Here is a 21918-nt window from a genome sequence, read left to right as displayed (position 1 = left end):
TGTTTAGGAGCAAAGAAGAAATTGAGAGAATTATCCGACGCCGTTTTCTCCCTGTTTATCATCGCTGGCGCCTATAGCGTCGCATTCGGCTTGCCCGCTGAGGTGACGCGCCTTTGGGGCGGAAGCGCTGGTTCTGGCGACGGGGATGGTCGTGGACGATGCCATCGTGGTGGATGAGAATATCATGCGCAAGCGCAAGTCCGGCATGGGGGGCTTCGCCGCTGCGGCCTCGGGCACGATTGAGGTGTTCTTCGCCGTGATCTCCACCACCGCGACGCTCGCCGCCGTTATCATCCCGATCTCCTTCCTGCCGGGGCAGGCGGGGGGCGTCTTTTCCGAATTCGGCTTCGTGCTGGCCTTTGCTGTCACCCTGTCATCGATCACCGAGCTCACGCTTGCGCCTGTGCTTTTCGCTCTGCTCGACCCCGGCAAGACGCTGACCAGCGCCGACGGTGCCGCACCGGGCGTCTTGGTGCGCGGCTTTGACCGGGTGATGGATTTGGCCATCCGCACGCCGCTGCTGGTTCTATCGGTCGCGATCGGCTTTGCCATGATCGCGATGGGGGCCGCGATGACCCTGCCGTCCGCCGTCACGCCGGTAGAGGGCCGGCGCTTCTTCCTCGTGCAGGCGCGCGGCGCCTCTGACACGACCACCGATTACCTCGATACGCAGGTCGCGCTTGTCGAAGATATCCTCGCTCCCCGTCGCGAGAGAGGGCAGATCGAGACGGTGCAAAGCATCATCGGCGGCGGCGGCGGCGGCGGCACCAGCGCCTTTATTGTCGTGCGCCTGCCGGATTGGGCCGAGCGTGACTTTACCCAGCAAGAGTTGATTGGCCAGATCAGTGGTCAGCTGGCCTCGATCCCCGGTGTGGAGGTCAGCGCGCGGTCGACCAACAGTCTCAACATCCGTGGCGCGGGCGGGGGGCTGAGCTTTGCCGTGACCGGGACGAACCTTGCCAATGTGACTGAGGCGGCAGGCAGGCTCGTGGCGGCGATGGCACAGGATGACACTTTCGTGAACCCGCAACTGTCCAACAACAGTGTCAATGCCCAGTTGGAGGTGACGGTGGATGACAGCGCGGCGGGCGATATGGGGCTTGACGGCTCCGATGTCTCTTCGGTCGTGCGTGCCATGGTGCAAGGCGATGTGGCGGTCAGCGTCTTTTCCGATGATGTCGAGGTTGACGTGAATGTCGTCCCCGGTGGGCAACCGATCGACGATCCATCGGATATCGCCACCATGCCCATCCGCCTCGAGAACGGTGTCTATGTGCCGCTTTCCTCGGTCGCCACGCTCGACATGGTGGTGAGCGAGGCGCAGATCAAGCCTTTGGGCGGTGCCTTGACCGTCTCCTTGCAGGCGAACCTAGGTGAAGGTGTTGACCTCTCCACGGCGATGGACCGGGTGCTGGCCCTGTCGAAAGAAGTGCTGCCCGAGGGGCTGGGGATCACCTTTGCCGGAGAGGCAGCGACGCTGAGTGATAGCCAAGGCGGGATCTACATGGTCTTCGGCGTCGCGCTGATCGTGGTTCTGCTGGTGCTCGCGGCCCAGTTCGAAAGCTTCGCCAGCGGGGTCATTATCATAATGACAGTGCCCTTTGGCCTTGCCGCTGCTTTGCTGGCGATCTCCATCACGGATGGCTCGCTGAACTACTTCAGCCAGATCGGCCGTGTGATGCTGATCGGGGTAATGGCCAAGAACGGCATCCTGATCGTCGAATTCGCCAACCAACTGCGCGAAGCAGGGGGTAATATCGACAGCGCCATCCGAAGCGCGCTGCGCCTGCGCATTCGGCCTGTGATGATGACGATGGTCTCCACCGTCTTTGTCGGCCTGCCATTGATCCTGACCTCGGGCGCAGGGACCCAGGCCCGCATTGCCGTCGGTTGGGTGATCGTCGGCGGCCTAGGCTTTGTCACGGTTCTTACGCTGTTCCTGACACCCATCTTCTATCTCTGGATCGCAGTGTGGGGGGCTGCCCCCGGCGGGGCAGCGCAGCGGCTGAAAGCGGAAGTGGAGGGGGCAGTAGGGGGGAGGGGAACCCCCGGCCAATCGCCCCCTGAACAGCCCCCCTCTCAAACACCCCCCCTCAAACAGCCACCACAACCTTCTCCCCAATTCGATGCACCCGCGCCGAAGTCCCATAAACCTCCGAAAGCATCGCATCCGTCACGACCTCGCGCGCTGCGCCGTGATGCGTGATCCGTCCGTCCTTCATCGCCACGATCTGATCGGCATAGGCGGCGGCGTAATTGATATCGTGCAGCACGATCACGATGGTCCTGCCATGGGTGCGGGCGAGGTCTTGTAATGTGTGCATCAAGCCGCGCGAGGCCGCGATGTCGAGGTTGTTCAGCGGCTCGTCGAGCAGGATATAATCGGTCTCCTGCGCAAAGGTCATGGCCACCTGCGCGCGCTGGCGTTGACCGCCTGACAGCGTATCGAGGCGGCGCTCGGCGAGGGGGGCAAGGTCGAAAGCCGCCAGTGCCGCCTCTACCTTTTCGCGGTCTTCCGCGCTCGGGCGGCCCTTGTGGTAGGGGTAGCGGCCAAAGCTCACCAACTCGCGAACCGTCAGCAGGGGGGCCGCATCGCTGGTTTGGGGCAGAATGGCCAAGCGTCGGGCCAATGCGTCGTTCGCGCAGGCGCCGATTTGCAGGTCATCGACCATGATCTGCCCGTGCTGAAGCGGGATCAGCCGGGCGATTAGTGACAAAAGCGTCGATTTCCCCGCCCCGTTGGGGCCGATCAGCGCCGTGATCCCGCCGCTCTGCAAGGTCAGATCGATCTCGCGCAGGGTCGGCTTGCCGTCCCGGTCGTGGTTCAGGTCACGGATGATGATCATCTGGGTTTCCTCCGCAGCAGCAGGATTAGAAAGACAAGGCCGCCAAGCACATCGACGATGACGACAAGCGGGGTCGAGGAGCGCAGGGCGCGCTCCTGCACCATCTGCCCGCCGACCAGCGTGATGGCCGAGACCAGTCCCGCCGAGGGTAGCATGACGCTATGAAACATCACCGGGGTGATCTGTCGCGCCACGCTGACCACCAAGAGGCCGAGAAAGGCCATCGGCCCCACCAGCGCGGTCGAGACTGAGACGAGGATCGACACGAGCACCAGCACTTGGAACATGCCGCGCTCCGGGTCTTCGCCGAGGTTGACGGCGCTTTCATCGCCCAGCGACAGCACATCAAGCCGCTGGCGCATCCGCCAAGCGGCGACCAGCGCGCCGCCGGTCAAGAGGGTGGCGAGGGTGAGAAGGGGCGTGTCGACCCGGCCAAAACGGGCAAAGGCATTGGCCTGTACGACCATGAATTCATTGGGGTCGATGACCCGTTGCAGAAAGCTTGAGACCGACCGGAACAGCCCGGCAAAGATAATGCCCGTCAGGATCATGCGAAACAGATCATGTCCGCCGCGGCGCAAGAGCGTGCCGAAAAGCGCTAAGGCGGCCCCCATCAGCAGGAGGCTGTTCACGAGGAACTGCGCGATCTCGGGCAGTTGGGTAAAGGTCTGGCCGCCGAGCACGAAGATCAGCACCGTCAGGGTCAGCAGATAGAGCGCATCGAACCCCATGACCGAAGGCGTCAGAATGTGATTGCGGGTGATGGTCTGGAACAGCACCGTGGCGGTCGAGATCGAGACGGCGACCAGCAGCAGGGCGATCAATTTATTGGCGCGAAACGATAGGACAAAGCCCCAGTTCCCCGCGCCCCCAGCCCGAGGTAGAGCGCGATGCAAAGGCCCAGCAGCGCCAGAAGCCACCAAAGACGCTTAGGATACATGGCGTTTCGGCCCATGCAGCAACCACAGGAACAGCAGCGCACCCACCACGCCGAATACCGTGCCCACGGGGATCTCATAAGGATAGCGGATCAGCCGCCCGAGAATGTCGCACAGCAGCACAAGTCCCGCGCCGGTCATCCCGGTGAGCGGCAGGCTCCGCCTCAGATTGTCGCCTGCCAGCCGGGCCACGATATTGGGCACGACCAGCCCGACAAAGGGGATCAGCCCCACTGTCACCACGGTCAGGGCGGTAACGATGGAAATTGCCAGCAGCCCCAGCACCATCGTCTGCCCATAGTTCAGGCCAAGGTTGATGCTGGCCGTGCGGCCCATGCCGATGATCGCGAATTGATCGGCGGCGAGATAGGTCAGCGCCGCCACCAGCGCCACCAGCCAAAGCAACTCATACCGGCCCTGCAACACGCCGGAGAACTCACCGTTCATCCAGATCTCGACATATTGCAGCAGGTCCGCCTGATAGGCGATGAAGGTGACCGCCGCCCCAAGGATGCCGCCGTAGATCAGCCCCACCAGCGCCACCAGCAGGGGCTGGGTTGGGGGCAGGCGCTGCACGATGGCCAGAAACCCCGCGCCCGCCGCAAGGGCGGTGAGGGAGGCGAGGACCATCTTGACGAAGATAGAGGCCCCCGGCGCGAAGAGGGTGACCAAAAGAATGCCAAGCGCTGCGCCTTGGCCCGTGCCCGCGGTCATCGGTTCGACGAAACGGTTGCGCACCAGCATCTGCATGATGGCCCCACTCACCGCCAAAGCCCCGCCCGAGATCACCACGGCGATGGTGCGCGGCGCGCGGCTGACCACCAGCAGCTCCAAGGCCGCCGGATCAGACCAAAGCGCCGCCCAAGACAGGTCGATCACCCCGACGAAAAGCGAGGCGACAGACAGGATCACGAGGAGACAGGCAAGGGCAAACGCCACAGGCTTACTGCTCCGTCAGGGCGGCGTTGATCTCATCCAGCGTGCGGGTCATCGACTGGATGCCGCCGCCTGCGATGTAGATGGGCGCGGCGCTTAGGTGCACGACTTGGCCGGTTTTCCATGCGGTCGTCTCATGCACCAATGCGTTGTCGAGCGTCGCACGCGCGCCTTCGCTTTCCTGACCGATGGCCGCCATCCGGTCGATCACCAGCAGGATGTCGGGGTTGGCCTCGCGAATGAATTCAAAGCTGATCGCCTCACCGTGGTTGGCCATCTCGACATCCTGCACCGCTTCGGGCAGGCCAAGCGCCTCATGCAGCCAGCCAAACCGCCCGCCGATGCCATAGGCGCTGATCTTCGGCCCATTGGTCATCACGATAAGCGCGCGGCCCTTGCCCGCCAGCGCCTCTTTGGTCTGGGCGAGCTTATCCTCAAAAGCCGCCGTCAGGGCTGCGGCCTCTTCCTCTTTGTCGAAAACCTTGCCGTATGCCTCCAGCCGGGCCAGCCCTTCGCCGATGGTGTCTTGCCAAATGGTCATGTCCAAGGTGGGCGCGATCCGCGCCAGTTCCGGCACCTGTTCGGTGCTGCGCCCCCGGCGATGATCAGGTCGGGGTTCAGGGCAAAAAGCGCCTCGTAATCCGGCTCGAAAAGGGAGCCGATGACCTCGGTCCCCTCTGCCGTCTCTTCGAGGTAGGGCAGATAGACCGGGCGCACCAAGCCCTGCGGTGTGACGCCGAGCGCGGTGAGGCTGTCGAAGGCCGCCAGATCGTAGACCGCCACCGTGGCGGGGGTGAGCGGCGCTTCGGCAGGGCCGCGGGCGGTGTCGACCGTCACGGTCTCGGCCAGCGTGGGCGTGGCGAAAAGCAGGGCCAAAAGGGCAAGGGGTTTGATCATAGCGGTAACTCTTTCATCAGGGGGGAGGGGAAGCCGGGCCGGTGTTTACCATTTCCATGGCCCGGCTTAGGACTAAGGCAGAAAATGCATCCGGAGAGAGCGCCATGCCGACGACCACAGGATTTTACCAAACCGAGAACGGCTCGAAATACTTGCAGCAGCTGTGCAAGCATTTCGGCCATAAGATCGAGACATCTTACGACAGCGAAAAGGGCTGGGCCGCTTTCGAGATGGGCACGGCCTATATGACGGCGGACAGCAAGGGCCTCACCGTCACGGCGACGCTCGACGATCCCGAGATGGTGCCTGCGCTGCATAGTGTCATTGACCGGCATCTTGAAACTTTTGCCTTCCGGGAAACAGAAAAGAACATGGTTTGGACGGTCGAATAGGCCGCCCCTTCACAGAAAATCCCGGCGCCGCAATGGGCGCCGGGTAAAAGGCCGAACCGGGGCTCGACCAAGCCTAGCCTCTGATCAGAAGATGATCTCGGCGCTGAGGCGGATGGAGCGGCCGGGTTCGGTCAGCGGCTCCACTTCGCCCACGAACTCTTGGCCATAGGTGGCGCGGCTGCTGTATTGCTCATCAAAGAGGTTGTTTACCTCGGCGCGCAGGGTCAGGTTGTCCATCCGCTTGGGCGTGTATTCGGCAAAGACATTGGCGATCGTGTAGCCGTCCAACTCCGGCCCGCTGCCGCCTGTGGCGGCGTCATAAGTATCGTCAAAGTCGAAGGCCACCTGCACATCGCCACCCAAGAGAACCCCGTTGTTCAAACGATGCGCCACTTGGAAGGTCAGGAAATCCCCCATCGGCATGGTCAGGTAGTTGCCATAGTAGGAGTCGGCCGCGCGGCCATCAATCTCGGTGTCGATGCGGGCAAAACCGGCGCGGAAGAAACCGTCTTCCCATGCGGTGCCAAGACCCAGTTCAAAGCCGCGCGATTGCACATCCGCCGTGAAGGCCGGGCCACCGCGATAGCTGGCAGCGCGGGCGTTGTCGATGTTGGTGGCGAAAAGCTTACCGTCGACGACCCATGCGCCCATGGTGTAATTCGCGGCAAGGTAGAGGTTATCGGCGGTGACTTCTTCGATGCCGGAACCATAGTTCCATGCGGGGTTGAGGATATAGTTCTCGGCCAGTTCCAGACCGCCCCAGACGTGGGAATAGCCCGCGCTGATCGTCAGATCGTCCGAGAGGTCATATTCGCCCGAGATATTGCCCGAGAGGCCCGATTCAGACTGCGAGGAGCCATCGGTGCCCTCGAAATCCTGAAAATCGGCCCGCGCGCCGAAGGACAGACGCGCATTGGGCGTGGGCTCTATCCGCGCTTGGGCGAAAAGACCGATGTTGCTGAGTTTCTCCGTGGCCGCTTCACGCGCGCCGGAGGAGAGGTCGCGATAGTCCAGATCGGCCTCATCGGAGTAAAAGTCGAGACCTGCGTTCAACTCACCCCAACTCAGTGCGAAACGGTTTGAGAATTCGCCGCTCAGGCTCACGGTCTCACCGCTGGTGATCGAATTGGTCGACAGCGCCGACTCGTCGTTAACCAGTTTGGTCCCGCTATAGGCCAGCCGTGCGGTGGGGTTCCACATCGCTGTGGGCGTGGTGTCACTGTAGCTCAGGACGATATTGGTGCGCTCCAGATCATAGGGGCGGTCCGCAGGAAGCGGGCGGCCCCCGATGATGGCACCGAGGTTCGCCCGGTAGGGGCGGATTTCATCGTCGACCACCCGTTCGTACGACAGCTCGACCCGGTCGCCGCTCTGCGCTTCATAGGCCAGTTTGCCCAGCCCGCTAAGCAGGTCAGTGCCCGAACCGATGATCTCGTCGCCATTGCCATCTTCGCGCAGCCCGCCTTCGGCGACCTTTGCAAAGCCGAGGTATTCAAACCCGCCTTCGCGGCCATAGACCGACAGGCTGTTCGAGAAGATGTCGCCGTTGCTGTCGTATTCCAGCTTGTAGCGCCCGCCAAAACTCTCGTCCGGGGCCAGCAGATCGCTCGCATCCTTGGTCTCATAGGCCAGCGCGCCGCCCAAGGCGCCGGGGCCCGCATCGGCGGGGGCCACGCCGGGGTCGACGCGGGCGGCTTTCAGCAGGGCGGGGTCGATCAGCGTGGTGGTGTTGTGGTGGAACACCTTGTTGTTCTGCCGCGCGCCGTCGATGGAAATGGCGAGGTTGTTCTCCTCGATCCCGTTGACATAGACCTTTTGCGACATCGGGATCGAACTGCCCACCGCGATGGTCGGCTCGGCTACGAAAAGTTCGGACAGGTCCGCAGGATTGCTCAGCGCCAGCCCTTCGCTGGAGATGGAGATGTCATCGTCTTCCATCCCCGGAACGGCTGGCATCTCAAGAACGATGGTCCCCAGAAAGGCTTCGTCGTTAGTGCTCTGCGCTTGGCCCGCGGCGGGAATCATCCCCGCGGCAAGGCAAGCAAATGCATGTGTCGGCTTCATCAAATTTCCCCTTACTCAAACGGCCCGGACCCGGAAAAGCACCCCCGGACGGCGTTGCGGCGATTCCTTATAGAAACTGTCAGGAATCTCAAGAGGCATGATTTTGGCGGGGGGCTGCCTGTGTCTTTTGGGTAAAGGAAGTGGGTGGCAGCACGGGTGCGGGGCCGTGGATCACCTTGTTAGAAGGGGCGGCTCGGACCGCGAAGAGGTGCAATTCCCTTTGCCCCCGAAAGCGCAGGCGGCCTCGTCAGCCGTCCGGCCCATGACCGCTTCCGCCGATAGCAACCCTGCCAAAACAAACGGCATTTTCCGCCATTGTCACAAATCTTTTGCACTCTCAGGCCACAAGGAGCCGCGATGCGCCGAAGTATAAATTGACCAACTGGTCTAACGCGCGCATTCTGCCGACAATGAGTACACTAGAAAGAGGATTTCCCATGACAAGAACCATTCTGCTGGCTGGCACCATGCTGGCGGGGCTCGCCTCCGTGGCCCAAGCCGACACGCTGCGCCTTTTGACATGGGGCGGCTACGCACCTGAGGACGTGGTCGCGAAATTCGAAGAAGAGACCGGCCATACCGTCGAAGTCACGAAATCCAACAACGAAGAGATGATCGCCAAGCTGCGCGCCACGGGCGGCGGTGGTTTCGACCTCGCCCAGCCTTCGCAAGACCGCATCATGGGGCCGCAGATGGAATTCGGCATCTACAAGCCGATCGATGTCTCCAAGCTGAACAAAGAGCTTTTCATCCCCTCCATGCTCGACGCGACCATGGCCAACACCACCGTGAACGGCGATGTCTATGGCGTGCCGCATGTCTGGGGCACCTCCGGTCTGGTGATGAACACCGCCGAAGCGGGTGACACCGTCAAGGATTACACCGACCTCTGCGCGCCCGAAGTGGCAGGCAAAGTGTCCTACCGCCTGAAGCGCCCGACGCTCATCGGTTTCGCCTTCGCCATGGGTGAAGACCCCTTTGCCGCCTATGACGACGAAGCGAAATATGCTGAGATCATGGGCAAGGTCGAAGAGAAGCTGATCGAATGCAAAGAGAACGTCAAAACCTACTGGGGTGGCGGCGATGAGCTGATGAACCTGCTGCGCTCGGGCGAGGTGACCGCCTCCATGGCATGGGATACCGGCGGCTGGAAGCTGAACGACGACAACGCCGACATTACCTTCGTGGCCCCGGCCTCGGGTGCGCTGGGCTGGATCGACACCTTCGTTCTGCCCGCCAAAGGGCAGGCCGACGATGTGGCCTATGAATGGATCAACTTCGTCATGCAGCCGGAAATCGCGGCGATGATCACCGCAGCGGCGGGTAACTTCACCGCCTCCGCAGGCGCGGATGAGTTTGCCGAAGACAGCCTGAAAGCCAAGTATCAGAACAGCTTCCCGCAAGAAGCCGTCGACAATATCAAATGGTATCCGCCGGTGCCCGCCGGTCTGGAAACCATCGAAGGCGAAGTGCTGGACCGCGTCCAAGCTGCCAACTGATAACTGACCCTACGAGCGGCACCCTCATATTGGGGGTGTCGCATCTTTATACGGAATTCACATGACCCCAGATCTGGAATGCGTCGACCTCGTTAAGCGGTTCGGCGATACCACCGCTGTTAACAACGTCTCCTTCACGGTGCCGCCCGGCAGTTTCTTCTCCATCCTCGGGCCTTCGGGCTGCGGCAAAACAACAATCATGCGGATGATCGCGGGGTTTCTCGACCCCACCTCTGGTGACATTCGGATCAAGGGCGGCTCAGTGCTCGATACGCCGCCGAACAAGCGCCCGGTGAACATGGTGTTCCAACATCTGGCGCTTTTCCCGATGATGACGATTGCCGAAAACATCGGCTACGGGCTGCGCCGTCGCGGCATGCCCAAGGCCGAGATTGCGCGCAAAGTCGATGAGGCGCTAGACCGGATCGGCCTGCCGGGCATCGGCGCGCGCAAGGCGGATGAGCTTTCGGGCGGGCAGAAGCAACGGGTCGCCATCGCGCGCTGCATGGTGCTGGAGCCTGACGTGCTGCTACTGGATGAGCCGCTGGGGGCGCTGGACCTCAAGCTGCGCGAGCATATGAAGGTTGAGCTAAAGGCCCTGCAAGCCGCCTTTGATACGACATTCGTCTATATCACCCACGACCAATCCGAAGCGCTCGTGATGTCTGACCAGATCGCGGTGATGAGCAATGGCCAGTTCGAGCAGGTGGGCCGGGGGCAAGATCTCTACTACCGCCCCGAAACGCCCTTCGTCGCCGGTTTCATCGGAGAGTCGAACCGCTGGAAAGGCCGGATCGAACGGGTGGAGGGCGACGCCCTGCAATTGCGCACCGACAGCGGGCTTGCCATGCGCGCCACCGGCGCGGGCCTTGTCCAAGGGGCAAAGGCCGAGATTTTCGTGCGGCCCGAATCCATTCGGCTGGCTGCCAGTGCCGATGCGCTGTCGGGGTTCGACAATCAGCTAAAGGGCACCGTCACCAGCCTGTTGTTCAATGGCGCGGCTTCCCGCGTCTTGGTGCAGGATGATGTGGGTGAGACGCTCGAAGTCACGCTGCCGCAATCGGGAGAGTTCTCAAGCCTGAAACGCGGCGACGTGGTCCATATCGGCTGGGGCGCGGGGCAGGCGACCTGCTTTGGGGTCGCGTGATGCGCAGCCAATCTCGACTGACATTCTACTTGCTGCTGACGCCCTTGGTGCTGTGGCTGGGGCTTTTGATCATCATCCCGCATATCGACATGCTGCTGATTTCGCTGCGCGAGCGGATCAGTTTCGGCGTCTATGAAACCAGTCTGGTGCAATATGAAAAGGCGCTGACCGAGCCACTTTACTTGCGCACCTTCTGGCGCACGGCGGTGATGTCCGTGCTGGCCACCGCGCTGACGCTGCTGATCGCCTTTCCGGTGGCCTATTACATCGCCAAAATGGCGAAGGGGCGCTTGCAGCAGGTGTTGTTCCTGCTCTGCCTGATCCCGTTTTACGTCTCCGAACTGGTGCGCACCTTTGGCTGGATGATCCTGCTGCGCGAGACGGGTCTCGTCTCGAACCTGTTGCAATGGGTGGGGCTGGCGGACCGTCCGGTCGAGTTGCTTTATACGGATGCCACGATGATGGTGGGGCTGGTCTATACCTCTATGCTCTTCATGGTGGTGCCGCTTGTCACCACGCTGGAAAGCCTCGACGACAGCGTGATCGAGGCGGGCTATGATCTGGGCGGCAGCGGGCTTTCCGTCTTGCGTGAGATCATCATCCCCCATGCGATGCCCGGCATCGTGTCGGGCTGTATCGTGGTCTTCATGCTGAGCTTGGGCAACTACCTGACGCCGACGATGCTGGGCGGCAAGGACAGTCTGTGGTTCACCGAAATGATCTATAACCAGTTCATCGTGCGCTCCAATTGGGAGCTGGGCGCCGCCTTTGGCTTTATGCTTTTGGTGCTGTCTTCGGTGATCGTCTGGGGGATGCTCTGGCTGACGGGCCGGACCCTCAAGGAAACGATGGGGTGATCCAATGATCCCGACAATCCCGCAATCGCGCAGCTTTCGCATTGTCTATGGTGGCTATGTGGCGCTGTTCTTTCTCTATCTGGCCCTGCCGCTGACCGTGGTGGCGGTCTTTGCCTTCAACGACAGCCAGTTCCCCTCTCTTCCGTGGGAGGGGTTCACATGGAATTGGTTCTTTGGCGAGGAGCGTCCGCAGATCGGCGTCTTTCACGAACGCGGCATTCTGCGCGCGGTCGGCACCTCGGCCTTTGTGGCGCTTTGCGTGGCGGTGCTTTCCGTCTGCGTGGGCACGACCAACGCCTTTTTGTTCAACCGTTATGAGTTCCGTGGCAAGGGGTTCCTCTATGTGCTGATGCTGCTGCCGCTGGTGATCCCCGGCATCGTCTTGGGCATCTCGGTGCTGGTGTTCTCTTCGACGCTGGCCAATGGTGTTTGGGACTTGGCGCAGATCGACATACAGGCGTTGCGCCCCGGTCTGCTTTTGGTGATCCTCGGGCAGTTCAGCTTTATCACCACCATCGCCACGCTGGTGATCTCGGCCCGGTTGCAGAAATTCGACCGGACCTTGGAAGAGGCGGCGCTGAACCTTGGCGCGGACCGTCTGACAGCGGTGCGCACGATCACGCTGCCGTTCCTTGCGCCTGCGATGGTCGGTGCCGTGGTGGTGGCGTTTTTGATGAGCTTTGAGAACTTCAACACCACGCTGATGCTCGTGGGCTCCGACGCGCCGCTGACCATCGCCATGTTCGACCGGCTGAAAGAGGGGTCGACCCCGCTGCTGAACGCCGTGTCGCTGCTCTTGATGCTGGGCTCGTCGCTTTTGGCGCTGCTGGTGATCCTGTTCCAGAAAAAGGGCTAATCCCCCTCGGCAGGCCCGCCAGCCGGGCCTGCTACATCCGGCTAAAGCGCGGCACGCACCGCCCGGCTGAACCTTTCAAGCAAATCCGCATCCTCTGCCAGATGGCGCCTCAGCGACCGGGGCAGTTCAAGCTGGACCCCCGCGCCCTTGCCGGTGCGGTTGCAGATGTTCGTCTCATGTAGGCCGGGCAGGGCGGTGTTCACCTCTGCCCCGAAGCCCGCTTTGCGCAGGGCGGCGCCGATGGCATCGCGCATCGCCTTGTCCCGCCCGCCGAGCCATACGGTTTCTGTGCCATCGTCCTTGCGGCCATGTACGGCGACGGCCCCCTCGGCGCTGCCGACAAGCGCCAGCGCCTGCGGCTCATCGAAACGGTGCGAGGTGATGTGAAAATCCCCATGCGCCCCGGGCTTTAGCGCCTCGAAGACATAGAGCGACAGGTCGCGCCCCGCGATGGCCTCGGCGATCAGGCCCGTCTCGGGTTCGATCGTGCCGCCATGCGGGGCCAGAATGACGACCGCGCTGCCGCGGTCCTCGGCCCGGATGCGGTAATCGACGCCCGCGTTCATCTCAGCGGAGAGGTCGGCAAAATTCTGGAAGCGATCTGCCATAAAGGCTCCTGTTAAATGGCGGTTACACGTCGAGCTTGCGGACCGTTTTGCGGATCAGCCCGTCCTTCCGCTCCAGAAATACGATCTCGCCGAATTCGATCTTCAGCCATTCCTCCGCGTTTTCGGTCAGCGGTTCCGACGCGAGGATGGCCGAGGTGGCCCCCCCTTCGGGGCAGGCGTCGATGTCATAGGTGTTCGCATAGTCCTGAAAATTCGCCCCGGTGAGCAGGTAGATCGGCTCAAGCAGCATCGACAGGGGCAGGCCCTCATCCCGCAGCTTTTGCCAATCGCCCGTGACATCCGTCTCCCCCTCATGGCCGCAGCCAAAGTTCACGCCGATGATCCGCTCCCTGCTGACCAGCGCGATCTTGAGCTTTGTGAGCGCGGCGAGGTCGAGGTCGCGGGCAGCCTTGCAGATCACCTGCAACAGTTTTTCAAACCCGCGCTGCACGTCCTCGTCGCTGTCGCCCTCCAGCAGGGACAGCAGCAGCACATAAAGGAATTCCGTATCCGTCGTGCCGCGCATCTGGGTGAGGTAGCGATCCTTGCAATGGGGTAGGAGTTCACGCTGCAACTGCCGCCAATGGGGCAGGGCGCCGTTCTGGGCGATGATCCACGGCGTATGGTCAAAGGAGAATGGGTGGCAGTTCTCATCGGCCTGCACCACGCTGGCGTCATAAGAGGCCGCGCGGATATGCGACAGCAGCGTGTGCGCCTGTAGGCTAGGGATCACCGATTTGGCGTTGTCGTCGTGAAAGGCGGCCTTGGGCCGGTGGTAGCGCAGCGGTGCTTCGGGATGCAGCAGATGGTCGCTCCAGGCGGCGAACCCCCATCCGGCCAGTTGAAGGCTTGGGTGCAGTTCCGGATCGAGGCTTTGGTTCAGCAGGCTGTTCTCAGGCGCAAGGAGCAGCGACTCGATTGGCAGTTCAGGTCCGATATAGGCGAGGAAGCGGCACATGGTTTTCCTTACTCTTGAGATATTTCAGCGACTTCGAAAAAGGGTGTGAAGGGCTGAGATAGAGCAAGGCGCGCGAAAATCGACTTGGGACGCGGCAGCGCGGCCCTAGAGCCGCGCCCGTCGGGGGCGGCGGCCCGGCAAACGGGCCACCCGAGTTCATAAATCAGATGTCAGAGATATAATCCGCCGAGACATAGCCCTGCACCTCAGGCGCATCGGCCAAGGAGACGCGGCACCACAACTGCCCGATCTCGGTCACGCAATCGCGGCGGTTCAGGATGGTGCCGTCGGGCAGCCCCATGATGATCCCGAAGTCCAAACCCGGCCCGGACCGCAGTTTTAAAAGCTCATCCGGCCCGGTGCGGTGCACCATGACGCGGTCACTGGCCACGCCCGCGCAACCGGCGATGAACATGGCGGTGGAAACGGCTGCGAATGTAATGCTGCGCATGATCTGCCTCTCTTTTGTTTTCTTTCTCATAGATCGAAAACCGGGCTGATCCTAGCCGCCTTATTCCGCCGCCGCCTTGCACTGCTCCAACGCCCGTTTCAACGAATGTTCGTCATAGGGTTTCATCAAGCTGACATAGCGACCCGCCTCTGCATCGCCTTCGGCATATTCCCGCGGATCGGCGCCCGAGGCGATGATCACGGCGATCTCGGGGCGCAGCTGCGTCACATGCTGCACCAGTTCCATGCCGGAGCCATCGGGCAGGCCAAGGTCGGTGAACATGACATCAAACCGTTCTGCCTGAAGGCTGCGTTCCGCGGCGGCGACGCTGTCGGCCTCGGTCACGACATAGCCCAGATCAGCGAGCATATCCGCCGTGGCCATGCAGATCAGCGCATCGTCTTCGACCAACAGCACCTTCGGCGCGTCATCGGTGCTCGGCGCGGCCTCCGCCGCTGGCTGGGCGGTGTCGGCACTGGTTTGGCGCGAGAGGATTTCATGGATTTTCAGCGCCAGCCGTTCGCGGGTGTAGGGTTTGCTCAGCAGATCGACCCCTTCGTCGAGCCGTCCGGCATGAACGATGGCGTTCTGCGTATAGCCCGAGGTGAAGAGCACGCCGACATTCGGCAGATGCGCCTTGGCCTCGCGGGCAAGCTCGGGGCTACGGATTTTGCCGGGCATGACCACATCGGTGAACAGCAGGTTGATCTGCACCCCGCTTTTGACGATCGCCAGCGCGCTGTCCGCATTCTCGGCGGTGAGCACGCCATAGCCAAGATCGCGCAGTTGATCGACGGCAGTCTCACGCACGGCGGCATCGTCTTCGACCACAAGGATCACCTCGCCACTGCCGGTGGGCGTGTCGGTGGTGGCGGGCAGCGGGGCGCTTTCCTCCTTGCGCTGTGTGCGCGGCAGGTAGACCCGCACGGTCGTGCCTTGCTTCTCTTCGCTGTAGAGCTTGATGTGCCCGCCGGATTGTTTGACGAAACCGTAGACCATGCTAAGGCCCAGCCCCGTGCCCTCGCCGGTCTCCTTGGTGGTGAAGAAGGGGTCAAAGACCTTTTCCATGATCTCGGGCGGGATGCCCGCGCCGGTGTCGGTGATCGCCAGCATGACATATTGGCCCGGCGCCACGTTCGGATGGTTCTGCGTATAGGCATCGTCCAGCGCGGCATTGCCCACTTCGATCGTCAGCTTGCCGTGATGGGCCATTGCATCGCGCGCGTTGATGGCGAGGTTCAGGATCACGTTCTCCAACTGCGCCGGGTCGACAAGACAGTTCCACAGGCCCCCGAGATTACCGTCTCGACCTCGATCCCTTCGCCAAGCGTGCGGCGCAGCATGTCGTCCATGCCCCGCACCAATCGGCCAAGGTTCTGCGGTTTCGGCTCCAAGGGCTGCTGCCGCCCAAAGGCCAGCAACTGCGCGGTGAGCTTGGCCCCGCGCGACACGCCTGCCATGGCATTGTCGACGAACCGCCGCTTGGCGTCGCCTTCGGGCAGTTCTTTCGACAAGAGTTGCAGGTTGCTGCCCACCACTTGCAGCAAGTTGTTGAAGTCATGCGCGATGCCGCCGGTCAACTGGCCCACGGCTTCCATCTTTTGCGCCTGCACCAATTGCGCCTCAAGCCGGTCCCGCTCGGCCATGGCCTCTTCGATCTTGGTTTTCAGCGCGTTGTTGAACTCGATCTCGGCATTGCGGGCGCGCAGTTCTTCGCGCAGGTCGCGCACCTCGATCACCGTGCCCACGGTCTTGCCGGTCTCGTCCTTCATCGGGGAGGCGGTGAAGCCCACGGGGTAGAAGCTGCCGTCCTTATGGACAAAGGTCTCTTCCCCTTGGGTCTGGTGGTTCTCGGGAAAGGCCCGGTCGATGGCGCAGTCTTCGATGGGGAAATGCCGCCCGTCGGGATGGGTGTGGTGGATCACATCATGCAACGGTCGGCCTGCGGTTTCCTCGAACCGATAGCCGGTCAGCTCTTCTGCGGCGCGGTTCATGAAAACGCATTGCTGTTTGTCGTCCATCATGAAGATGGCCATCGTCGTGTTGCTCAGGATGGCGTCCAGCCGGGCCGAGACCTTGGTCAGCGCCGCGTTGGCCTCTTTTTGTTTCGTAATGTCCTGAATGGCCGCGTAGAGGACCGTGTCATTCTCAGTCACGATCAATTGCAGATGGGTCAGCACGTTATAGCGCGACCCGTCCTTGCGTTGGTGGATCGTCTCATATTCCAACATCGTCTTCTCACCGCTCAGCAGCGGTTGGACGAGTTCCAGAAAGGCCTCGCGCGAGAGTTCGGGCTTGATGTCCCAAGCCGCCATGCCGCGCAGCTCATCCATCGAATAGCCAAGGTTCTCCCGCGCGCCGCGATTGGCGAGGGTGAAGGTGAAATCTTCGACTGAAAACAGGTAAACTTCGCTGGCCGCATCTTCGACGATCTGGCCAAGGCGATCACTCGCCAATCTGAATGCTTCTCGCACCATTTTCCTCAAACTTGTCGGCCATGATGACCGGCTAAATTATTACTGCAAGATGCAGGTTTGTTTAACCTAGCCTTATGGAGGGACAAGACGAGGGCAAAAAGCCACATTCGTACAAGGGGCGGGTTTTTGCGCAAATAGGTGGGAGGGGCACCCGCCGGGACCGGCGGATGCGCAGGGGGCAGGGCGCGGTTACGCCACGCGGTTGCCCATGGCATAGACCGCGCGCAAAATCGGCGCGTCTTTCATGATGTCAAAGAGGATCAGATCGGCCCGCGCGCCCAGGGCGATCTCGCCCCGGTCGGTCAACCCTGCGTGATGCGAGGGCGTGCGGGTCACGGTGGCGAGCCCGCGTGCCATGTCGCCCCATAGGTTGCCCAGTTGCACTGCGCCCAGCAAAAGGGCTGCGGGCACATAGTCGGACGACAGGATATCGAGCAGGTCCAGTTCCGCCAGTTCCTTGGCCGCGACATTGCCCGAATGTGAGCCGCCGCGCACGAGGTTCGGCGCGCCCATGATCGTGGCGATGTCTTGGGCATGGCACGCCTCTGCCGCTTCGCGGGTGGTGGGGAATTCGGCCAGCCGCACGCCATGGGCATGGCTGGTCGCGACCTGTGCGGCGGTGGTGTCGTCATGGCTGGCCAGCGCCGCGCCATAGCGCGCCGCCGCCGCCACCGCGGCCGCTTCATGTTTCGCGCCAAGCCGGTCCTGCAACCCATGTAGGAAGGTGACGTAATCGCCGAAATCCTCCCGCGGCAGGCCGTTCTTGCCGCAGACGTAATCCTCGAATTTTTGCACGTCGCGGAATTGCCGCTGGCCGGGGGTGTGATCCATCAGGCTGACGATGCCGACCTTATCGTCGGGGCCAAACTCGGCCAGTTCCTCCTCCAGCGTTTCGGAACAGATCTCGGCGCGCAGGTGGATGTGGTGGCTGATCGCCAGCGCCCCGCTGTCGCGCATCATCAGGATCTCATCGGCCATGTCGCGGGCGTATTTTCCGTAACGTTTGCGCCCTTCGTCCGACAGGATCGACCCCACCCGGATCGCGTCGAAAACCGTGGTGATCCCGGTGCCCGCCAGTTCGCGGTCATGGGCGATGATAGCGGCACGGTGCGGCCAGTCGACCTTGGGCCGCGGCTTCATGTGGCGCTCTAGGTTGTCGGTATGCAGCTCCACCAGCCCGGGGGCGACGTAGCGGCCTTCGCAATCGATCGCCCCTTTGGGCAGGGCGGTGCCTTCGGCGATCTCGGCGATCACCCCGTCGCGCAGCACCACGCTGCCGGGGATCACCGCATCGGGCAGGATAATTTTGGCATTGGCGAGAATGGTTTCTTTTGTCATGTGAAGGTCACGCTTGTTGCGCATCCATGGATGCAGGGAGAAGATGAATGAAGTTCGACCGCTACGCGATCTATTACACGCCACAGGGCGCATTGGCCGAGGCTGGGGCCGCTTGGCTGGGGTGGGATTTGGCGCGCGGGCGTGCCGTGGCGCATCCTGAGGTCGCGGGGCTGGACGTGGCCGCCCTGACCGAAACGCCGCGCAAATACGGGCTGCACGCGACGGTCAAGCCGCCGTTCGTGCTGGCCGAAGGCACCACGGCTGACGGGGTGTTGACCGAGTTCAAGACGCTTTGCAAGCGGCTTGCGCCGGTCACGCTGGACGGGCTGGCGCTGACCCCGCTGGGCCGGTTTCTGGCGCTGACGCCCGAGGGGGACACCGCCGCGCTCAACGCGATTGCCGCCGAGGTGGTGCGCGGCCTCGATACTTTCCGCGCGCCGCCGACCGAGGCCGATCTGGCCCGCAGGCGTCAGGCCAATCTGACCCCAGAGCAGGAGGCCAACCTCAGCCAATGGGGCTATCCTTATGTGATGGAGGCGTTCCGCTTTCACATCACCCTGACCGGCAAACTGCCCAAGGCCGATCTGCCGCAGGTCACCGCAGCGCTCGCCCCCTATATCACGCCGCATCTGCCGCAGCCCTTCGTGCTGGACAGCCTGACACTGGTGGGGCAGGCCGAAGACGGTATGTTCCATGAGGTTCACCGCGCGGCCCTTTCGGGATAAAACGCCGCCAGCGCCTGTGCCACGGTCTGCTTCAGCGGGCCGGAGTTGTCGATCTCGATGGCGGCGATATGGTCGGGCAAGGCCCGTTCGGCGCGGGCCAGTCGGGCGGTGATTTCCGCTTCACTCTCGCGCCCACGGCCCCGCAGCCGCGCGGCCAGCACTTCGGGCGCGGCGGTGAGCGACAGCACCTCGAACCGGTCAAACCTGAGCTTCGCTTCGGTCAGCACCGCGCGCGAGAGGTTGGCCAGCACGTCGCGCCCCTCGGCCAGCGCCATATCGACCGCGATGGGAATGCCGTAGCGCAGCCCATGCGCGGCCCAGCTGAGGGCAAAGGCGCCTTCGGCCTCCAGCCGCAGGAACGTGTCCTCTTCGATCCCGTCGAAGTCTTCGCCGCCCGCTTCGCTGGGCCGGGTGATGGCGCGGCGGGCGAGGAAGAGGTCGGGCTGCGCCTCGGCAAGCGCTGCCATCACGCTGTCCTTGCCCACGCCCGACGGCCCCACAACCGCGATGAAACGCCCGCTCATGCCGCCAATCCGGGGGTGAAGCGGGTCACGTCCACTTCGCGGTCGCAGATTTGGTCGCGGGCGGCTTCGTCATGGAAGATGCCCAAGATCGCCGTGCCGCGGGCTTTGGCCTCTTCGATCAGCGCCAGCACCGTGGCGCGGTTGGTGGCATCAAGGCTCGCCGTCGGCTCGTCCAGCAGCAGGACGGGGTAGGGATGCGCAAAGCCGCGCGCGATGTTCACCCGCTGCTGCTCCCCGCCGGAAAAGGTCGTGGGGCTGAGCTGCCAAAGCCGTTCGGGGATGTTGAGTTGTGCCAGCAATTCTTCGGCGCGGGCCCGTGCCTCGGCCTCACTGCTGCCCACCGCGCGCAGCGGCTCGGCTACCACATCCAGCGTTGCTACCCGTGGCACGACGCGCAGGAACTGGCTGACATAGCCCAGCACATGACGGCGCAGCTCCAGTATCTCGCGTGGGGCAGCTTGGGCGACATCCAGATCGCCCACCATGATCCGGCCCGAGGCGGTCAGGTAGTTGCCATAGATCATCCGCATCAGCGTCGATTTCCCGGCGCCCGAAGCGCCAGTCAGCGCCACGCATTCGCCCCGCGCCACGGTCAACTCACCGCCGCGCATCACCGGGATCACCGCAGCGCCCTGATTGTGCAGGGTGAAGGATTTGCTTACATTTTCCACGCGTATCATGGTTTAGCCTTGCTCGGTATAATTCTGAAATTGAATGGTTTTCTTTGCATGTTCACACCTGTAGCACGCTAGAGACCAAAAGCTGCGTATAGCCGTGCTGCGGGTCGTCGAGCACCTGATCGGTCAGGCCGGTTTCCACCACATGGCCGTCTTTCATCACCATCAACCGATCCGCCAAGAGCCGCACCACCGCCAGATCATGGGTCACGATGATGGCGCTCAGCCCCATCTCGCGCACAAGCCCGCGCAGCAGGTCGAGCAGCCGCGCCTGAACGCTCACGTCCAGCCCGCCTGTGGGTTCGTCCATGAAGACCAGCCGCGGTCCGGTCACAAGGTTTCGGGCGATCTGCAAACGCTGCTGCATCCCGCCAGAGAAGGCCGAAGGCCGGTCGTCGATCCGGTCTTCGTTGATCTCAACCCGGCCCAGCCAATCGGTGGCGCTGGCGCGGATGTCGCCGTAGTGCCGCGCGCCCACGGCCATCAGCCGCTCACCGACATTGCCGCCTGCGCTGACGTTCATGCGCAGCCCGTCGCGGGCGTGCTGGTGGACAAAGGCCCAATCGGTGCGCGACAGCATCCGGCGCTCCGGCTCGCTCATCGTCACCGTGTCGCGCAGCCCGTCGGCGCGGGTGTCGAAACGCACCGCCCCGCGATCCGGCGTCAGATGCCCCGCCAGCGTGTTCAGCAGCGTCGACTTGCCCGAGCCGCTTTCCCCGACGATCCCCATGACTTCGCCGGGGAAGAGGTCAAAGCTGACATCGGTGCAGCCGATCCGCGCACCATAGAATTTCGCGATGTTTTCCACTTGCAACAAGGGGGTCATGCCATGCCCTCCACCACAGGTGCCGCATCCGCGCCGCGATGCCCGGCGGCCTGACGGGCCGCGCAATAATCGGTGTCGGAGCACATGAACAAACGCCCACCTGCATCATCGACGATCAACTCATCCAGATAGCTGTCCTCGGCCCCGCAGAGGCCGCAAGGATGGTCGGCCTTGCTCGCCTCAAAGGGGTGGTCCTCAAAATCCAGCGAGACGACCTGCGTATAGGGCGGCAGCGCATAGATCCGCTGCTCGCGCCCCGCGCCGAAGAGTTGGATCGCGGCCATTTCCAGTTTCGGATTGTCGAATTTCGGGATCGGCGATGGGTCCATCACGTAGCGCCCCTCGACCTTGACCGGATAGGCATAGGCCGTGGCAATCGCGCCGTGCTGGGCGATGTCTTCGTAAAGTTTCACATGCATCAGCCCGTATTCCTCCAGCTCGTGCATTTTGCGGGTCTCGACCTCCGAAGGCTCAAGAAAGCGCAGCGGTTCGGGGATCGGCACCTGATAGACCAGCACCTGATCCTCGCGCAGCGTGGCTTCGGGGATGCGGTGGCGGGTTTGGATGACGCTGGCCTCGGTCGTGGCTTCGGTCACGGCGACACTGGCGGTCTTTTGAAAAAAGCGGCGGATCGAGACGGCGTTGGTCGTGTCATCGGCCCCTTGGTCGATCACCTTGAAGGTATCCTCGGGCGTCAGCACCGCGGCAGAGACTTGCACCCCGCCAGTGCCCCAGCCGTAAGGCATCGGCATCTCGCGGCTGGCAAAGGGCACCTGATAGCCCGGGATCGCCAGCCCTTTCAGGATCGCGCGGCGGATCATCCGTTTGGTCTGCTCGTCCAGATAGGCAAAATTGTAGTCGTTCATGCCCCGGTCCTCATGCCTGTCTTGGTCACTCTGTGT

At 62.6% G+C, this 21918-nt stretch carries 21 protein-coding genes and 1 pseudogene; 7 read left to right on the top strand and 15 right to left on the bottom strand.

Translation table 11 applies throughout. The features are described 5' to 3' along the window. The first annotated feature begins 151 nt into the window (after positions 1-151). On the top strand, positions 152-2206 hold the full coding sequence (locus CUR85_RS02565; RefSeq protein ID WP_425520105.1) for an efflux RND transporter permease subunit: 2055 nt from the start codon (positions 152-154) through the stop codon (positions 2204-2206). On the opposite strand, the gene CUR85_RS02560 is transcribed toward CUR85_RS02565, so the two are convergent. The 4 genes and pseudogenes from CUR85_RS02560 to CUR85_RS02545 all read right to left on the bottom strand — a co-directional run bounded on the left by CUR85_RS02560 (position 2094) and on the right by CUR85_RS02545 (position 5617). After that, the gene (locus tag CUR85_RS02560; RefSeq protein WP_067261307.1) at positions 2094-2846 is read right to left on the bottom strand and encodes an iron ABC transporter ATP-binding protein; all 753 of its coding nucleotides are present in this window, start codon (positions 2844-2846) and stop codon (positions 2094-2096) included. The genes CUR85_RS02565 and CUR85_RS02560 overlap by 113 nt on opposite strands. After that, a complete protein-coding gene (locus CUR85_RS02555; protein ID WP_280321425.1) occupies positions 2843-3670 on the bottom strand; it encodes an iron chelate uptake ABC transporter family permease subunit in 828 nt (275 codons plus the stop codon). Before CUR85_RS02555 ends, CUR85_RS02560 begins: the two co-directional genes overlap by 4 nt. 105 nt (positions 3671-3775) lie before the next feature. Then, positions 3776-4723 (bottom strand): ABC transporter permease, encoded by a 948-nt coding sequence (locus CUR85_RS02550; RefSeq protein WP_067261310.1) that lies wholly within the window; start codon positions 4721-4723, stop codon positions 3776-3778. 4 nt (positions 4724-4727) lie between these two features. Beyond that, positions 4728-5617 (bottom strand): annotated as a pseudogene (locus CUR85_RS02545) (siderophore ABC transporter substrate-binding protein). Between the two features lie 104 nt (positions 5618-5721). On the opposite strand from CUR85_RS02545, the gene CUR85_RS02540 reads away from it, so the two are divergent. After that, the gene (locus CUR85_RS02540; RefSeq protein WP_067261313.1) at positions 5722-6009 is read left to right on the top strand and encodes a DUF2218 domain-containing protein; all 288 of its coding nucleotides are present in this window, start codon (positions 5722-5724) and stop codon (positions 6007-6009) included. 84 nt (positions 6010-6093) lie between these two features. Here the strand turns inward: CUR85_RS02540 and CUR85_RS02535 are convergent, their stop codons facing one another. Further along, complete coding sequence (locus tag CUR85_RS02535; protein ID WP_067261315.1) at positions 6094-8073, bottom strand: TonB-dependent receptor domain-containing protein; 1980 nt, start codon at positions 8071-8073, stop codon at positions 6094-6096. A gap of 437 nt (positions 8074-8510) precedes the next feature. Between CUR85_RS02535 and CUR85_RS02530 the strand changes: the two genes are divergently transcribed. The 4 genes from CUR85_RS02530 (at position 8511) to CUR85_RS02515 (ending at position 12432) form a co-directional block, all read left to right on the top strand. Then, positions 8511-9572 carry an extracellular solute-binding protein gene (locus CUR85_RS02530; RefSeq protein WP_136720422.1) on the top strand — a complete coding sequence of 354 codons (1062 nt, stop codon included), beginning with the start codon at positions 8511-8513 and terminating at the stop codon, positions 9570-9572. Between the two features lie 61 nt (positions 9573-9633). Further along, positions 9634-10719 carry an ABC transporter ATP-binding protein gene (locus CUR85_RS02525; RefSeq protein ID WP_067261317.1) on the top strand — a complete coding sequence of 362 codons (1086 nt, stop codon included), beginning with the start codon at positions 9634-9636 and terminating at the stop codon, positions 10717-10719. Then, complete coding sequence (locus CUR85_RS02520; protein WP_067261318.1) at positions 10719-11576, top strand: ABC transporter permease; 858 nt, start codon at positions 10719-10721, stop codon at positions 11574-11576. Before CUR85_RS02525 ends, CUR85_RS02520 begins: the two co-directional genes overlap by 1 nt. A gap of 4 nt (positions 11577-11580) precedes the next feature. Beyond that, positions 11581-12432 carry an ABC transporter permease gene (locus tag CUR85_RS02515; protein ID WP_067261320.1) on the top strand — a complete coding sequence of 284 codons (852 nt, stop codon included), beginning with the start codon at positions 11581-11583 and terminating at the stop codon, positions 12430-12432. Positions 12433-12473: 41 nt separating this feature from the next. Here the strand turns inward: CUR85_RS02515 and CUR85_RS02510 are convergent, their stop codons facing one another. From CUR85_RS02510 to CUR85_RS02485, 6 genes are all read right to left on the bottom strand, one after another. Further along, positions 12474-13040, bottom strand: coding sequence for a poly-gamma-glutamate hydrolase family protein (locus tag CUR85_RS02510; protein WP_067261322.1), 567 nt, complete (start codon positions 13038-13040; stop codon positions 12474-12476). A 22-nt stretch (positions 13041-13062) separates the two neighbouring features. After that, a complete protein-coding gene (locus CUR85_RS02505; protein ID WP_280321412.1) occupies positions 13063-13998 on the bottom strand; it encodes a class II glutamine amidotransferase in 936 nt (311 codons plus the stop codon). A gap of 163 nt (positions 13999-14161) precedes the next feature. Continuing rightward, positions 14162-14449, bottom strand: a complete 288-nt coding sequence (locus tag CUR85_RS02500) for an SH3 domain-containing protein (protein ID WP_067261325.1) — start codon at positions 14447-14449, stop codon at positions 14162-14164. A 60-nt stretch (positions 14450-14509) separates the two neighbouring features. After that, a complete protein-coding gene (locus CUR85_RS02495) occupies positions 14510-15697 on the bottom strand; it encodes a response regulator (protein WP_280322855.1) in 1188 nt (395 codons plus the stop codon). Next, complete coding sequence (locus CUR85_RS02490) at positions 15694-16905, bottom strand: PAS domain S-box protein (RefSeq protein WP_280321408.1); 1212 nt, start codon at positions 16903-16905, stop codon at positions 15694-15696. Before CUR85_RS02490 ends, CUR85_RS02495 begins: the two co-directional genes overlap by 4 nt. 210 nt (positions 16906-17115) lie before the next feature. Further along, complete coding sequence (locus CUR85_RS02485; RefSeq protein ID WP_067261459.1) at positions 17116-18264, bottom strand: alpha-D-ribose 1-methylphosphonate 5-triphosphate diphosphatase; 1149 nt, start codon at positions 18262-18264, stop codon at positions 17116-17118. A 47-nt stretch (positions 18265-18311) separates the two neighbouring features. Here CUR85_RS02485 and CUR85_RS02480 point away from each other — a divergent pair, with 47 nt between their 5' ends. Next, positions 18312-18989 carry a DUF1045 domain-containing protein gene (locus CUR85_RS02480; protein WP_067261332.1) on the top strand — a complete coding sequence of 226 codons (678 nt, stop codon included), beginning with the start codon at positions 18312-18314 and terminating at the stop codon, positions 18987-18989. Here CUR85_RS02480 and phnN read toward each other — a convergent pair. Genes phnN through CUR85_RS02460 form a run of 4 tightly spaced genes read right to left on the bottom strand, consistent with a single transcriptional unit; the run spans position 18965 to position 21882 of the window. Continuing rightward, the gene (gene phnN / locus CUR85_RS02475; RefSeq protein ID WP_067261333.1) at positions 18965-19513 is read right to left on the bottom strand and encodes a phosphonate metabolism protein/1,5-bisphosphokinase (PRPP-forming) PhnN; all 549 of its coding nucleotides are present in this window, start codon (positions 19511-19513) and stop codon (positions 18965-18967) included. The two genes, CUR85_RS02480 and phnN, sit on opposite strands and share 25 nt — an antisense overlap. Further along, positions 19510-20193 carry a phosphonate C-P lyase system protein PhnL gene (phnL, locus tag CUR85_RS02470; protein ID WP_067261335.1) on the bottom strand — a complete coding sequence of 228 codons (684 nt, stop codon included), beginning with the start codon at positions 20191-20193 and terminating at the stop codon, positions 19510-19512. Before phnL ends, phnN begins: the two co-directional genes overlap by 4 nt. A gap of 52 nt (positions 20194-20245) precedes the next feature. Further along, a complete protein-coding gene (phnK, locus tag CUR85_RS02465; protein WP_067261337.1) occupies positions 20246-21016 on the bottom strand; it encodes a phosphonate C-P lyase system protein PhnK in 771 nt (256 codons plus the stop codon). Continuing rightward, entirely contained in the window at positions 21013-21882 is an 870-nt protein-coding gene (locus CUR85_RS02460) for an alpha-D-ribose 1-methylphosphonate 5-phosphate C-P-lyase PhnJ (RefSeq protein WP_067261460.1), read from the bottom strand. Before CUR85_RS02460 ends, phnK begins: the two co-directional genes overlap by 4 nt. Between the last annotated feature and the right edge of the window lie 36 nt (positions 21883-21918).

The organism is Sulfitobacter faviae, from assembly GCF_029870955.1.
Taxonomy (GTDB): Bacteria; Pseudomonadota; Alphaproteobacteria; order Rhodobacterales; family Rhodobacteraceae; genus Sulfitobacter; species Sulfitobacter faviae.
This window is presented reverse-complemented; position numbering and strand designations above follow the sequence as displayed.